We start from the raw sequence: 14,168 nt of genomic DNA, 5'->3' as shown, positions 1-14,168 counted from the left end.
AAAGCTTACCGATACCCCACCGGTCATCCTGATAAGTACACTTAATGCTTAGTTACACTCGGCTATTAGGTATGCTCTGCGAGTTGTACCTCGAAACCATCTGGATCTGTAATGTAAATAAACCGCAGCTGCGGATTGGGCTGGATGGGGCCACGTAAAATCGGGACATTCAGCTCTGTCAGTCGTTCCATGGCTTCATCCAGCGAGCTTACCTCATAACCGATTGACACGCCAGCCTCACGTTTAAGAATGGATTCACTACCCTCAATCAGTTCCAGCTTGGCTGCATTCTCCATGCCCAGCATGGCAATCTGCCGTCCACGGCTTTCGAATCTGCGCTGAATGGGAAGTCCGAGCATGTCGTGATAGAACCCGAGCGAAGCTTCCAAATTACTGACCCTCAGCGTGATCCAGTTTAATTTGATCAACATGGGTGAATCTCTCCTTTTTTGTATCAATATTACGTCCATTATACGTTAAGCGGGGACAAGCACCTACTCCTTATCAGCAAACAATAAAATAGCTGCCGAAGTATTCGGCAGCCAAATGGTGTAATCTCCAGTAGTTCCAGTAGTTCTAACGAATTATTGAATCAGATCAACGGCCGTCTGTGGAACAAAGGCTTCTACACCGTTATAGACAATGACACCTTCCAACGCTGTCTTTTTGCCGTTCACCAGTGCGATATTTTTGTAGATTTGAAGTTCCAGCTTGGTGTTACCTTTTGTAACGAGGATCTTTGGATTTTTGGCGTCCGTCAGATCCAGCTTGTAGGTCGCGCCTTTGGCTGTAAATGCCTGTTTGGCAGGTACAAACAATTGTTTACTCACGCTGTCGAGATCCAGATCCAGTACACGTGCCATATATTTAGCGACATCCGTGTTGTCAATCACACCGAATGGACGATCATTGTTCGGAGCATACGTGTACAGCACAACATCTCCACCTGTATGACCACCAGTTGTCCAGCCAATCCCTGCACGTTTGCTGATCATTGGACCGATTGCATAGTTAAGGCTGCCTGGTTCAGCTGCTTTAATGGTGGCAATCTCTTCGGAAGTCAGATCGGTAATGCCATAGTATTGTTTCATCACTGCTTTGATGTTCGTGCGCTTGGCATTCAGCTTCGCTTCAACGCCCTCGCCTGTTAGCTTGGCCTTTTTCAAAGGTCCGATAAATGTGGACAACGGCTCTTTATCGTATGTGCCGCTTGTTGCGTTGTTACCAATGGTGAGTCCACCATTACCATGGTCCGTAACAGCCACAACGGCAGTCTCTCCATCCGCTTTGGCAAAATCTATGGCTACTTTTACGGCATCGTCAAATGCCAGCACGTCACTGATAATACCAATCGGATCATTGGCGTGAGCTGCCCAGTCCACTTTACTGCCTTCAACCATTAGAAAGAAGCCGTCTTCGTCTTTGGACAGAACTTCAATGGCTTTGGATGTCATCTCAGCAAGGCTTGGCTGCTTGGCAGGATCACGGTCTATATTGTAAGCCATGCCTGCGGGTGCGAACATGCCCCATAATTTATTTGAATCGGATGCTTTCATTGCCTCCGGTGTAGTGACGTAATCGTAACCCAGTGCTTTAATGGAAGAAACCAGATTCTCGCCGTCTTTACGTCCAGCTGGCTCAAGGTATTTGCTACCTCCACCCAACACAACATCGATGCCATTGTAGACTTGTTGTTTGCTGAGTGCATCGTAGTTTTTGCGATCCGGATAGTGGGCAGAGAAGTCTGCTGGTGTAGCGTGCATAATCTCGGATGTGGCTATAATCCCGGTTGCTTTACCGGCCAGTTTGGATGCTTCCAGCACGGAAGCAACAGGCTTTCTTGCATCTCCAGGTGCAATTGCTTTCTGTCCAGGCATCGTAGCCTTATCCGGCAGTACACCGACAAATCCGGTATGCGATTTATAACCTGTTGCAAAAGCTGTTCCGGCAGGAGCCGAGTCCGCAATCGGCGCATCAGCGGAGTGTGTACGAACCATGCCGCTTGCCATGGAGTCCAGTGTTAGGGACGAGCCTTTGTACCAACGAGCCAAAGCAGTCGCATCGTTAGCCATGCCGTCAGGAATGAGTATAATGACATTTTTAATCGGTGATGCAGATGTCGTTGAGGTCGTGTCTTCGACAGCCCACGCTGCACTGCTTCCTCCGAGTGTAGCCGTAACAATCGTTGTCACCGCGAGCATCATTTTGGCTGCACGGACATTAAACCGGTTTAACATGAATGCATCCTCCTAGAATATATGTATAGTTTTTTTGTCTCCAGAACCCAGTGTATACAACAATTGCTAAACCAATGTATGAAATGGATTAACTATATGTAAAATTTACGATTAATAAAGGGTGGTGGAATTCAGGTAAACTGGACAAAATGAGGATCACTCTTGTATGTTAAGGAGAAAATCGGGCTTGGGAAAGACCCTCGTCTAATGATCGGCTTTGAGGTGGTATGTAATGAAAGAATGGTCAGAAGCCATTCAGTGGTGGAATAAAAATCAGGTGAAGCTCATGGACATTCGTCATCTGGTCTTGAAGCCGGGACAGGTGCTCAAGCCGTATGTTCTGCCAGCCCATGCTTTTTTGCTGATGGTCAGAGGGGAAGCCAATATTCATTTGGGCAAAGAAAAGCTCAGGTCCAACCAGACACAGGTTCTACATGGTGACAAAGGCACAACTATACATATCCATTGTCTGGATATGCCTTTGGAATATTATCTAATTCTATATAAACCTCAGCCAAGCTTCGCAAGTACCGACCCATCGAGAGCGGAAAACGTACAACGGGAGTACGCATTTTCTCCGCAGCAGTATCATTTTGCAGCAACCTATCCACTATCGCTAATTCCCATAATGGAGAGAATGCATGAATGCTGGGCAAGCGGCGAAGAATTGCACAGGCTGCAGGTCACAGGACTGTTGTATCAGTTTGTATACGAACAGTTTCGTCAATGGAAGCTGGCGGCTGAGCAGGTGATTGAACCTCCGGAATTGGCCGAGCAGATTGCAGCGTACATTCAGGAGCACTACGCGCATCCCGTGTCTATGGAGGATATGGCGGCCCAATTTCATTACAGCAGTCACTATCTGGCACGGGTATTCAAGCGCAAATTCGGGTGCAGCCCCATGGATTACGTCATCCAAACCCGGATGAACCGAGCCAAAGTATTGTTAACAGAGACAGATGTTCAGATTCGTGATGTGGCTGAGAGCGTCGGATATAAAGATCTGTACTACTTTAGCCGAATCTTCAAACGAATGATGGGAGAAACCCCTGCTCAATATAAAATGCATAGTCATCTTCCTAAAGGTTCAAATCGTACCAACAAGAAGTCGGAATCGTTCATTGCTGGAGAGCTCGGACAACGCTATATTGATAATAACGATAATCATTATCAATACAACACTTGGAGCGTGAATGACTTGAATGTTCGTTTTAAGCCTACGTTGGCGGTCAGTTTATTATTTAGTTTATCCCTGCTATTAGCAGCTTGCGGGGGAGGGGCTGATCCACAGTCAACAGCAAATGAAGATGCTTCATTGCCTGCAACCAAAATGTATACCGACGCATCGGGGAGAACGGTTGAGATTCCAGCTCAGTCTACCAAACCGGTTGTAATCACATATGGTGGGTATTTGCTGCCACTTGGAATGAAGCCGGCGGGTGCGAATAAGGAAACGCTTGATCTGTACCCGGAAGAGATGGCTAATGTGCCGGATATCGGATCAGGAACGGGGAACGTAGAAGTGGTATCGGATCTGGAGCCAGATCTGATTATCGTACCGGATTATACAAGCACGGAAGTGATCGGTACCTATGAGAAAATTGCGCCGACGATTACAGTAGCCTGGGGTGGTGACCCGGATGTCATCAACACGCTGAGAACGATGGGCGAGATTATGGATCGGAAAGAGGAAGCGGAGAAATGGATTGCTACCTTTGAAGATAAGTTGAAGGGGATTCGGGATGAACTGAACATCAACATTGAACCGGGAACCACGGCCATGTCCTTCGTCATCTACAATAAGGAGGTATTACTTGGGGGAGAAGGCGGCACATTGGGCAAGCTGATATACCAGGATTTCGGATTTGATATGCCTGAACAGTACAAAGCCTATGCAGATGGTGGAACCGTGCTCTCATTGGAGAAGCTGGCGGATAAACCTGCAGACTACTTCTTCACCCAGATGGACGATGAAGAGATGGAGCAGATGATGGAACTATTCAAGGAGCCGGTGTATCAGAGTATTCCTGCAATTAAAAATCATCGGATCATTAATGTATCTCGCAACTATTGGAATTATGGACCGTATCTGGTCGACAAGGGACTGGATAGCCTGATTGAGCAAGTGAGCAAGCTTCAGGAATAGTGATGATGTCATTCTATAAGTGTGACGCCAAATCACGTCATATTAGAGCAGGTCATAGGTGAATTCACCTATGGCCTGTTTTGTTATATCGGCGGTTCTATATATAATTAAAGCTTATAACCCACGGAACAGGGAGTAAACGCAAGATTGTAGGAGATCATCAGGAGCAGGCTTAGTGACTCATAACGTTGAATGAGTAGTGTGGAACGGTATGCATGATCAAATAGATAGAGGTTGGAGAGGGGAATGACACATGATGGATATGATTGCGCTTCGCCGGGATCTGCACGCACATCCTGAACTGGGATTTACGGAATTTCGTACCGCGACCAAAGTGGTGCAGATGCTGACGGAACTGGGGTATAGCGTCACTTATGGAAAAGATGCCATTGACGACACATCACGGCGGGGGCTGCCCAAACCGGAAGTGTTGGAAGATGCATATCAGCGTGCCCTCCGGGAAGGTGCAGATCCCGTAATCGTGGAGCAGATGCGAGGTGGATTCACCGCCGTTGTCGCTGAACTTCAAGGGGAGCAGGAGGGACCATCGACGGCGTTCCGCTTCGATATGGATGCACTGCCGATCCGTGAGAGCAAGTTGGAACAACATGCGCCGCAAGCGGCACAATTTCGTTCCAATCATGAGGGCATTATGCACGCCTGTGCACACGATGGACATACAACGATTGGACTAGCACTTGCAGAACGGTTGAGTAACCGGAAGTTTGCCGGCAAGATCCGGCTGTTGTTCCAGCCTGCCGAAGAAGGTGTGCGCGGAGCATATGCCATGGTCGAAAAAGGAATGCTGGAACAGGTGGATCGCCTGTTCTGTATTCACTTGGGTACCGGTGTGCCATCCGGTCATATCAGAGGTGCGTCTGCCGGATTCCTGGCAACGACCAAGCTGGAAGCGCACTTCACCGGGGTATCTTCCCATGCAGGGGCTTCACCGGAGGAAGGACGGAACGCACTGCTGGGCGCAGCGACCGCCATGCTCAATATTCATGCACTTCCCCGGTTCAGCTCGGCAGATACCCGGATCAATGTAGGTATTTTGGAAGGTGGAACAGGGGCCAATATTATTGCTGAGCATGCTCGTATGGTTATTGAGACGCGATCGACGAGTGAAGAAACAAATTGGGAGCTGGAACGTCGCGTGCGGCACATCATTGAGCATAGCGCAGCCATGCATGAACTGACCGCTACAGTTGAGGTGGTCGGAAGTGCTATTCCGATTCGATGTGATATGGAACTTGCAGAACTTGCGGTTCAGCAAGCAGAAGGCATCGCTGGGTTCACCCATGCAGAGGCCATATCAGATAGTGCTGCTCTCGGCAGCGAGGATGCCAGTTATATGATCCGGCGAGTGCAGGAGCAAGGTGGCAAAGCTACGTATATGATTGTTGGGAGCGAGTTGCCTGCTCCGCATCATCATCCCGAATTTGATATTGATGAAGCGGTATTGGCCCTTGCGGTAGAACTGCTGGAAAAGTTGGCACGTACACTGTAAACGACAGGTTGATAGGGCAGCAGATATCCATGGATTGAGAGTTAGCAGTCCAGATCATCATGATGTAAGATAAGTTCAGACCCGCATGAGAATGCGGGTTTTTGGTGTTATCCCTGACAGAGATCATATGAAGATGATTAAAAAAAGATATTGCGAACGCTTTCATTCTGTGCTAACATCACCATAACAACAGGATTGTAACCGTGTTTAGGGCAATACCTGTGTCAGTTCATTCGTTGGTTCTTTCATCATCAAACGATTGATTGCGTTTACATTATCATATGGAATGAGCCTCATTCCTCAGGGTTGTTACTGATTGCAGGCAAAACCTGAATTGAGGGCAGTAGACCACGCTAAAGCGATGTCTGTTTGCCTTCGGTTCAGGTTTTTTTATATAAAAAAATGCCTGATGGCATGATCGCAAGCGCCGTAGCAGATATTTTGAGAAGAAAGGAGCGCAGCAAATTTAATTTTTCCTAAATAGAGATATAGGCTCATCCAGACATTGGAATACTGATTCTTAGATACGCATTTCAACTGAACATTTCCAATGAAATTATCCCATCACACACTATTCGACAGCGAGGAGATTTATGACATGAAAACCATTAAACGTTCGATTGCCGTAGCAACAATTCTGGGGTTATGTGTATCCGCTCTACCGGCATATGCAGCAGGCAATACAGCATCCTCTTCTTCAGCAGCGATGGACAAACTGATCCAATCCGAGCTTATTCGCGGCAGCGGTCAAGGCGTTAATGCGGCTTATCTGAACAAAAAGGCTACACGCATTCAGGCCGCAGTGCTTTACTTGCGTTTGTCCGGATTGGAGAAAGAAGCACTCGCTTATCAGGGAACGGAAACGTATGACGATGCGGCTCAGGCAGGCAAAGTATTGCAACCGGTCGTTGGATACTTGAAGCAGCATCCGTATGTAGCTGAGATCGTAACAGGAACGGAGAAGTTTGATCCTAACGCACCCCTTACAGCAGAAGGTTATGCCGAAATGTTACTGAAGGTGCTCGGATATGAAGCGGGTACGGATTATGAGCAAGGAGCAGCTTCCACCTATGCGGCAGGTAAAGGAATTAAGGCGCTTCAAGGGCAGGGAGCGAGTCAACTTACCAATCGCCTGATGGCAGAGGCCACCGCACAGGCTTTGCAGACGCAGCTCAAGAATGGTAGTGGAACCTTGGAGCAGAGCTGGTTGAAACATAAAGAGGCTGGGGCGTTCCAACCTCAAACGGTGCAACAGACCAAATATGGTGCGATTGATGGCAAAACCTATGAGCAATATGGCACGCTCGGCTGGCTCGGTGTTCCTTACGCGGCACCTCCGGTAGGTGAACTGCGTTGGAAAGCTCCACAAGAACCGGAAGCATGGACAGGAACGAGATCGGCTAAGGAATTTGCAGCGAACAGCTTGCAGATTTCTGGTAAAAATACTGTAGGCAGCGAGGATTCGCTGTATCTTAATATCTGGCGTCCCGACACAACGAGTTCGAAACTTCCGGTGATGGTATTCCTGCACGGCGGCGGGAATATGACCGGATCAGGTAAAGATTTTCAGGGTGAACAGCTTGCACGGAGTACCAACAGCATCATTATCTCGGTGAACTATCGTTTGGGAGCCCTTGGATTCTTCGAGAATGCAGCGCTGAAAACAGGCAATGCCCTGGATGAATCCGGTAACTACGGTCTGCTCGATGCATTCCGTGCACTAGAGTGGGTACAGGATAATATCGAAGGTTTTGGCGGAGATACAGGCAATGTGACATTAGCCGGACAATCTGCGGGTGCACGTGATGTGCTGGCAACTCTGATCTCTCCACTTAGCAAAGGACTGTATCAAAAAGCAGTTGCTTTCAGCGGAGGATTGACGACAGCATCACCGGAAGAAGGCGAGCAAAAATCCGAAGATGTACTCGTGAAGCTGCTCGTACAAGAGGGGAAAGCGGCTAACGCAGAAGAAGCAAAAGCATGGATTGGCAAGCAATCTCAGGCACAGCTGGAGAGCTACCTGCGTGCACTGCCTGCGGACAAGCTGGTCACAGCGTTTGGTGCAACCGCAATCCGTATGGAACCATTCCCGCATCTGTTCCGAGATGGTACTGTGATTCCAAAAGAAGGATTTGACGCGATCAATAGCGGCAATTATACGAAAGTTCCTGTATTGCTCGGCAGCTTGGAAACGGAGTTCTCTGGCTTTGCCTTTGGTGATCCGAACTTCGCTCCATCCATCGCCGATGAGACTCTGTTTACCGATAAAACCAAGGCGGAGCAATATGCTGCTGCGTTGAAATACGGTAGCGAAGCTTATGCAGGCTTTAATGCAGAGCGTGTAGCGGAGCAATTGACGAGTGAAGCAGGTCAGCCACCGGTATATGCGTATCGTTTTGCATGGGGTACACAACCTGGAGTCATCTCTGAGCGTTTGCTTACATTACTGGGCGCACCACATGGTGCAGACATGGACTTCTATACAGGGCACGCAGACGGTATTGCTGCCTATTTCCCTGAGGGGTACTTTAGCGATACGAACAAACCAGGACGTGATCAGTTGTCCACCGCGATGGCAGCATACCTGAAGCAGTTCCTGTACACAGGCAATCCAAGTAAGGGTGGGTCCCCTGATCTGGCGGCATGGACACCTTGGACGAAAGATGCCCAAGCCCCAATCATGCGTCTGGATGCAAGCAATACAATGGCAGAGATTGGCATGTCCACACAATATAATCAAGACAAAGAAGCCGTTATGGCGAAGATGAAAAAAGAATTGCCAGAAGAAACATACAAACTGTTGACGGAAAAAGTGTTCGCAGGTCGTTTCTTCTGGGAATAAGGATCACCGGATAGGAAGGTATATATAGATAAATTGAAAGCCAAGGGAGCATGCTCTCTTGGCTTTTTGTACTGTTCGTTATACTTAAATATGGTATTGTTGTAAATATAAATTAATAAGATATAGGAAAGGGGAAAACGTACATTATGGATGGAGTTAGTAATTTTGGTATTGCAGGTATTATAACGCTATTAATTTTCTTTATTATGATTGGTCTTGTATTATATCTGGTTTTCTATCTTGTGATGAAGAGGTCTGGCGTCAAAGAGGAAGTATCCGCATTAAGGATGGAAGTGCGAGTATTACAAGAGGAAGTGGATAGGAACAGGCGGGAATTGGAAAATATAAAGTCTCGTTAACTGTTCGAAGCACTAGTTGTGGAAATGTGAAATAGTGTGGCGTGTACAACAGTATGAGAGGATAGGGGCTCTTCGCCCCCTCCTACTCAATACAGCGTGAAAACGTTCAATTCAGCCTTTGCATACTAAGGACACTTGATCTATTTCTTGGCAAAAAAACTAAGTGTTCCTGTGCTTTCATCAGCACTCACAAACAGGTTACGTCCATTTACCCGATGGATTCCCTCCGGCGACTCTCCGGCTGTAGGGATCAGACCCAGATAGTCCGGATTGACCGGATCAGCAAGATCGAAGAACAAAATGGCATCTGCCCGTTCGGAAGCTACCGCGGCATATGTTGCACCATCTACAGTAGCAACGGTTAGATTCTCCACTTCACTTCCCTTGTTGGGACTGCGATCATCCGGGTACAAGCCAACCATGGCGGTTGCCTCGTCAATGAGGTTCTGGCTATCGTACATCCGCTGGCCTTGCAGATCCCAGACAGCAATATTACGTCCGCCTGCTTTTACACCATCCTCAAATTCATTCTTGCCCAGGTCCCCTTCATTGGCTGTCAGCAGGTATTTACCATCTGCCGAGAAAGCAATACCATCCGGTTCATAACGAGCGGTCAATGTCTCTTTAAACTGAACGATACCGTCATCTTTCAGGTCGGCCTGATGTGAAGTGGTACCAAGCGCGAAGATGGAGCTGATCTTTTTCGTCTCCAGATCTACGATGGCCACGACATTGTTCTCCTGTAACGTGATGGCTGCTGTCTTGCTATCCGGACTAATGGCAACATACTCCGGTTGTGGATCATGCGGATAGATGGCGCCTTCTACATTGTCCAGAGATACCGGCAAGTTGGTGATTTCACCCTCCAGTACGTTCCCGCCAGCAAAAGATACAACCATAATGCTACCCGGACGTTTGGTGTTGGCATAGTCAATTTCATCGGCAACTTTATTCAGCTCTTCATCCTCTATCGCGATCACCGCATGTAGACCGTCAGGTGACAGTGCAATGGAGTCAGGACCAATACCGAGTTCATACGTTTTGACGGTTTTGTAGGTTGTCAGATCTACAATGGCAAGCAATCCTTTGTTTGCTTCACTGTCCGTATCACCTGTACGAATAACAGCCAGACCGTATTTGCCATCTTTGGACACGGTTACGCTCGTGACTTCAGCTTTGGCAGAGAGGTCATGGAAGCTGACGGTTTTCAATACATTGATGTTTTTCAAGTCAGCAATGTCCAGCACGGAAATACTGCCATTGTCCGCCTCGGTTACGAGCAGGCGCTGTCCATCTGGTGTAGAGGCTGATATTTCTGCTTTGCCACCAGGCATCTGGAAGGATGCGGTCCGTTCAAAACCGGTTTTATTTTGTTTCAGGATCAATTGATCCGTGATTAATTTTAGCGTTTGGGGAGATACATAGGTTGTCCCATTGGTGATATAGCTTTTACTATCCAGAGGAATTTTCACACCGTTGATGGTGGCTGAGGACGTTCCTACAGGAAGTTGTACTTTAGTATCTGCGATCTGGATATCGACACTGCGGCTGCTTCCGTTCCATGTGACCGTACCCTGCATGTTTTGGATGGCTGTACGCAGGACGATATGATCATTGGCAGGTTTAGTTGCGTCAGCGGCATGGATCATGGATGTGTAGCTAGTGGCTCCTGCGGTAAGAATGGCAGTCATCGACAGAACGGCAAGCCATTGATTTCTCTTTTTCAATGTTCCAGATCCCCTTTATCGTTTCGTGTGTGATGGCATGTACAATTGTTTTAGTATGGGGATGAAATGTTAAAAAGAAATATGAGGAGTCAGCAAGTTATGTAAAACATGTTGTCTTTCCAACTAGCCGAAAAGAAGAAATTGCGGTAGAATTAATTGAGAATCATTATCAATTAATTCAGGCTTTCTTTATTGACGAGTCTGATCAAGATATAGGCGAGGTGAATACCTATGCGCACGGATGATGCATTAGGCGTAGTATACCAACATTACCTGACCCAGGAGCCTTACAGTCAGCAAGATGAACATACGTATCTGCTCTCTCCCAAGGCGGGTAGCGGTAAGGTCAAAAGAGTGACAACATACAGTGGCATTGAGATTTTATATTCCCAGGTTGAATATCATCAGCCTTATCCTACGTATTTTGCGTCCGAGACACCCATTGTGGAATTGCAATTTGCCTTATCAGGAGAGCGACATGTGGATATATCCGGTCAGGATTATTCATTATCGATAGGGCAAGGGGCCCTTATTTTTATGCATGATTTCGAAGCGTGGTTTCATCCTCCGGCCAGGGAGCCGTATACGTCCTTTTCGCTGGGGATTCCGGTATCTCTGTTCAATTATGCTGCGGCACAACTGGGCAGTTTCAAGCCGATTGCGTTTAATCAGGTGTTGGGACAGAAGGTGTTTAAGCCGATTGTATTTCAACTGGATAACCGGATACGAACGATGATTGACAGTCTGATTGTGGAATTAAACAACAGTTATCGATCATCCTTAATGATGGAAGCCACAGCTTTGGAGATCTTGAATCGATTTATGATCCAACTGTTTGATCTGGCGCCAATCCCTGCGGGATTCTCCAGAGAGGACATCCGGAAGTTACATACGGCGCGGGAGATTATGGAGGCCTGCATGGTAGATCCTCCATCTTTGCTAGCATTGTCCAGACAAGTGGGTCTTAACGATTTTAAATTAAAAAAAGGGTTCAAGGCGCTTTTCGGAAGTACGGTCTTCGAATATTTGCGTCAGGTTCGTCTCGACAACGCCATGAAGCTGCTTCGCAATCAGGATAACAACGTCACCGAGGCCGCCATTGCGGTCGGTTACAGCAATGTCAGTGCCTTTTCGCAGCAATTTTATCGCAAATTCGGCGTGAAGCCTTCTGAAATGAAAAAGATTTATTAAATAAGATGAACTGAAAGATTACACAAGAACGAAGAGTGCAGAACCAGTCTGGAGAAGCGGAGCGTTCGCCTTTATCAACGGATTTCTCCCATCTTAGAAGTGAATTACAGAAATCAGGTGATAACAGCGATCGGAAGATGGTACTGCAATCGTAGTGGTCTGGTGTAAAGTTTCAAGGGTTCATCTTATATAAAATAAGATTAATAATCCGGCTTGCCGTGAATTGTTCCGTATAGAGGCAGTGGGGATTCTCTCAGCCTTGTATACTCCAGGTACAGTGGATACTGTACTGAAATATAGAGGAGTGTATGAGCATGAACCGAATCAGAGGAAGTATTTTTTTTAGCGTATTTGCAGCCATGTTGGGTCTGATGCTGATTGCACCCATTATGCCGCCGCTTATTCGCGAGTTGGGTATGAAAGAAAGCCATTCCGGTCTTATTATTTCACTTGGGTCCATTATGATGGCTGTCATGGCTCCAGTATGGGGAAGATTCAGTGATCTGAAGGGTAGAAAACCTATCATATTGATTGGATTCATAGGAATGTCTGTTAGCTGCGCATTATTTGCCTTGGCATTGTACGGCGGATTAAATGCATGGATCGGAGGAGGCCTATTGCTTACCCTTCTGATTGTGACGCGTAGTCTGATTGGCATGTTTATTCCCGCCGTGCTGTCTTCTGCCCAGGCCTATATGGGTGATGTGACAGAAGGGGAGGAGCGGGGAAGCGGGATGGCGATTATCAGCGCTGCCAATGGACTCGGCCTTGTATTTGGACCCGCCATTGCAGGAGCATTTACTATCATCGGTCTGCTGTGGCCGCTTTATTTTGGCATTTTTATAGCGATCGCTGCGTTTATTATCGCTTTGTTGTTAATCCCAGCAGCCAAACCCGTCATTCAGGCAAAGCCGCCTAGAGTCAACCCATTCCAACGTGGGTTACTAATGTACCTTGCTGCCGGCTTGGTTACGATGATTGGCATCATGACATTGCAGGTTGTCGGGGGATTTTATTTTCAGGATCAACTGGCTCTATCTCCAGCGGCGACGGCCCGAATGGTTTCGTTTGGACTTATGTTCTCCGGAGTAGCCATGTTGATCATGCAGGTCATTCAGATGAAGTGGTTGAAATGGCAGCCACGTCCGATGATTTTGCTCGGGTCCCTTTTTCTGATCGCAAGCATGGTCCTGTTTCTTGTATCCACCCAGTTGCCCATGTACTATTTCTCATTCTTCCTGTTCGGTATGGGTTCGGGTCTGATGATGCCGGGCTTCATGGCAGGTGCTTCGCTGGCGGTCAGCAAAGAACAACAGGGAGGAGCAGCCGGATTGGTAGCAGCGATTCAGGGGATATCCGCTGTCATTACTCCGATACTTACAACGACACTTTACCAGGTGGACAAACATATTCCATTTATGCTCGTGGCCGTTCTTGTTGTTTTAATGGCAATTATGATGCTGGGAATGCGAAAGAACCAGCCCCAATCGGTAGCTGGATCTCATTAGTTAGCAGCGTGATTTAAACTACAATGTTTGCCATAGAGGTACGGTGCTGCGAAGCCGGATACGGCGTCCCATTCAATGCGAAGTAGCAGCGGCTGCCTGCATTAGTGCATAGATCTTACGTGTGGTATTCACATTTCTAACCGTCATATAGGCATAGACTTTGGACCCCACAAGCTTGTTCATGCCACTTTTGGACGCATCTTCTCTGCTGACCGAATATAAAATGGCTCCGGGGATATAAATTAGCGTGCCGATTCCCGGTTTGATTGGCAGCTTGTCCAGCACGGAGGGCTCATTGATCTCATCCCAAAGGAACAGTACATCACTTTTGGCGGTGTCATCATTAGCCCATTCCGCTGGCAGTGCCTGAATAACGCTTTGGATTTCATCCATATTCCGCACCATTACCCTGATCTGTAAGCCGAAATCGGCCGCGATCGCCTGTTCTAACACATGGGATATCTCCGCATTCGCATTGACACGTTCCTGATGATCGGCAAAAATAATATTGCCAGAGTTGATGTAGGTCACGACATCCAGCATGCCTGCTTGTTCAAACGTTTCTTTTAGCTGCTTCATGTTAATCTTATTGTTACCACCTACATTAATACCCCGCAGCAAGGCTACATAGTTCATATGGATGCCCCT

General features: G+C 47.4%; 10 protein-coding genes. 6 read left to right on the top strand and 4 right to left on the bottom strand.

Going from position 1 to position 14,168, the window contains the following annotated elements; all coding sequences use genetic code 11:
• Positions 1-65: 65 nt before the first annotated feature.
• The gene (locus MHI06_RS21740; protein WP_340399071.1) at positions 66-431 is read right to left on the bottom strand and encodes a VOC family protein; all 366 of its coding nucleotides are present in this window, start codon (positions 429-431) and stop codon (positions 66-68) included.
• 153 nt (positions 432-584) lie between these two features.
• Positions 585-2,237, bottom strand: a complete 1,653-nt coding sequence (locus tag MHI06_RS21735; protein WP_340399070.1) for an alkaline phosphatase — start codon at positions 2,235-2,237, stop codon at positions 585-587.
• A 232-nt stretch (positions 2,238-2,469) separates the two neighbouring features.
• On the opposite strand from MHI06_RS21735, the gene MHI06_RS21730 reads away from it, so the two are divergent.
• From MHI06_RS21730 to MHI06_RS21715, 4 genes are all read left to right on the top strand, one after another.
• Complete coding sequence (locus tag MHI06_RS21730; protein ID WP_340399069.1) at positions 2,470-4,383, top strand: AraC family transcriptional regulator; 1,914 nt, start codon at positions 2,470-2,472, stop codon at positions 4,381-4,383.
• Between the two features lie 253 nt (positions 4,384-4,636).
• Positions 4,637-5,893 (top strand): amidohydrolase, encoded by a 1,257-nt coding sequence (locus MHI06_RS21725; protein ID WP_340399068.1) that lies wholly within the window; start codon positions 4,637-4,639, stop codon positions 5,891-5,893.
• Positions 5,894-6,491: 598 nt separating this feature from the next.
• The gene (locus MHI06_RS21720; RefSeq protein WP_340399067.1) at positions 6,492-8,735 is read left to right on the top strand and encodes a carboxylesterase family protein; all 2,244 of its coding nucleotides are present in this window, start codon (positions 6,492-6,494) and stop codon (positions 8,733-8,735) included.
• A gap of 146 nt (positions 8,736-8,881) precedes the next feature.
• Complete coding sequence (locus MHI06_RS21715; RefSeq protein WP_340399066.1) at positions 8,882-9,094, top strand: hypothetical protein; 213 nt, start codon at positions 8,882-8,884, stop codon at positions 9,092-9,094.
• 140 nt (positions 9,095-9,234) lie between these two features.
• Here the strand turns inward: MHI06_RS21715 and MHI06_RS21710 are convergent, their stop codons facing one another.
• The gene (locus tag MHI06_RS21710; protein WP_340399065.1) at positions 9,235-10,821 is read right to left on the bottom strand and encodes a stalk domain-containing protein; all 1,587 of its coding nucleotides are present in this window, start codon (positions 10,819-10,821) and stop codon (positions 9,235-9,237) included.
• Positions 10,822-11,052: 231 nt separating this feature from the next.
• Between MHI06_RS21710 and MHI06_RS21705 the strand changes: the two genes are divergently transcribed.
• Together MHI06_RS21705 and MHI06_RS21700 are read left to right on the top strand one after the other, a co-directional pair.
• On the top strand, positions 11,053-12,012 hold the full coding sequence (locus MHI06_RS21705) for an AraC family transcriptional regulator (RefSeq protein WP_340399064.1): 960 nt from the start codon (positions 11,053-11,055) through the stop codon (positions 12,010-12,012).
• A gap of 314 nt (positions 12,013-12,326) precedes the next feature.
• Entirely contained in the window at positions 12,327-13,520 is a 1,194-nt protein-coding gene (locus MHI06_RS21700) for an MFS transporter (RefSeq protein WP_340399063.1), read from the top strand.
• A 72-nt stretch (positions 13,521-13,592) separates the two neighbouring features.
• Here the strand turns inward: MHI06_RS21700 and MHI06_RS21695 are convergent, their stop codons facing one another.
• On the bottom strand, positions 13,593-14,156 hold the full coding sequence (locus MHI06_RS21695) for a DUF1697 domain-containing protein (protein ID WP_340399062.1): 564 nt from the start codon (positions 14,154-14,156) through the stop codon (positions 13,593-13,595).
• Positions 14,157-14,168 lie beyond the last annotated feature (12 nt).

Source organism: Paenibacillus sp. FSL H8-0079 (assembly GCF_037991315.1).
Lineage (GTDB): Bacteria > Bacillota > Bacilli > Paenibacillales > Paenibacillaceae > Paenibacillus.
This window is presented reverse-complemented; position numbering and strand designations above follow the sequence as displayed.

Excerpts from the sequence above, each read along its gene's own strand:
- MHI06_RS21720 (WP_340399067.1), top strand. The coding sequence starts at position 6,492 with ATGAAAACCATTAAACGTTCGATTGCCGTAGCAACAATTCTGGGGTTA.
- MHI06_RS21715 (WP_340399066.1), top strand. The coding sequence starts at position 8,882 with ATGGATGGAGTTAGTAATTTTGGTATTGCAGGTATTATAACGCTATTA.
- MHI06_RS21700 (WP_340399063.1), top strand. The coding sequence starts at position 12,327 with ATGAACCGAATCAGAGGAAGTATTTTTTTTAGCGTATTTGCAGCCATG.
- MHI06_RS21735 (WP_340399070.1), bottom strand. The coding sequence starts at position 2,237 with ATGTTAAACCGGTTTAATGTCCGTGCAGCCAAAATGATGCTCGCGGTG.
- MHI06_RS21740 (WP_340399071.1), bottom strand. The coding sequence starts at position 431 with ATGTTGATCAAATTAAACTGGATCACGCTGAGGGTCAGTAATTTGGAA.
- MHI06_RS21695 (WP_340399062.1), bottom strand. The coding sequence starts at position 14,156 with ATGAACTATGTAGCCTTGCTGCGGGGTATTAATGTAGGTGGTAACAAT.
- MHI06_RS21705 (WP_340399064.1), top strand. The coding sequence starts at position 11,053 with ATGCGCACGGATGATGCATTAGGCGTAGTATACCAACATTACCTGACC.
- MHI06_RS21730 (WP_340399069.1), top strand. The coding sequence starts at position 2,470 with ATGAAAGAATGGTCAGAAGCCATTCAGTGGTGGAATAAAAATCAGGTG.
- MHI06_RS21725 (WP_340399068.1), top strand. The coding sequence starts at position 4,637 with ATGATGGATATGATTGCGCTTCGCCGGGATCTGCACGCACATCCTGAA.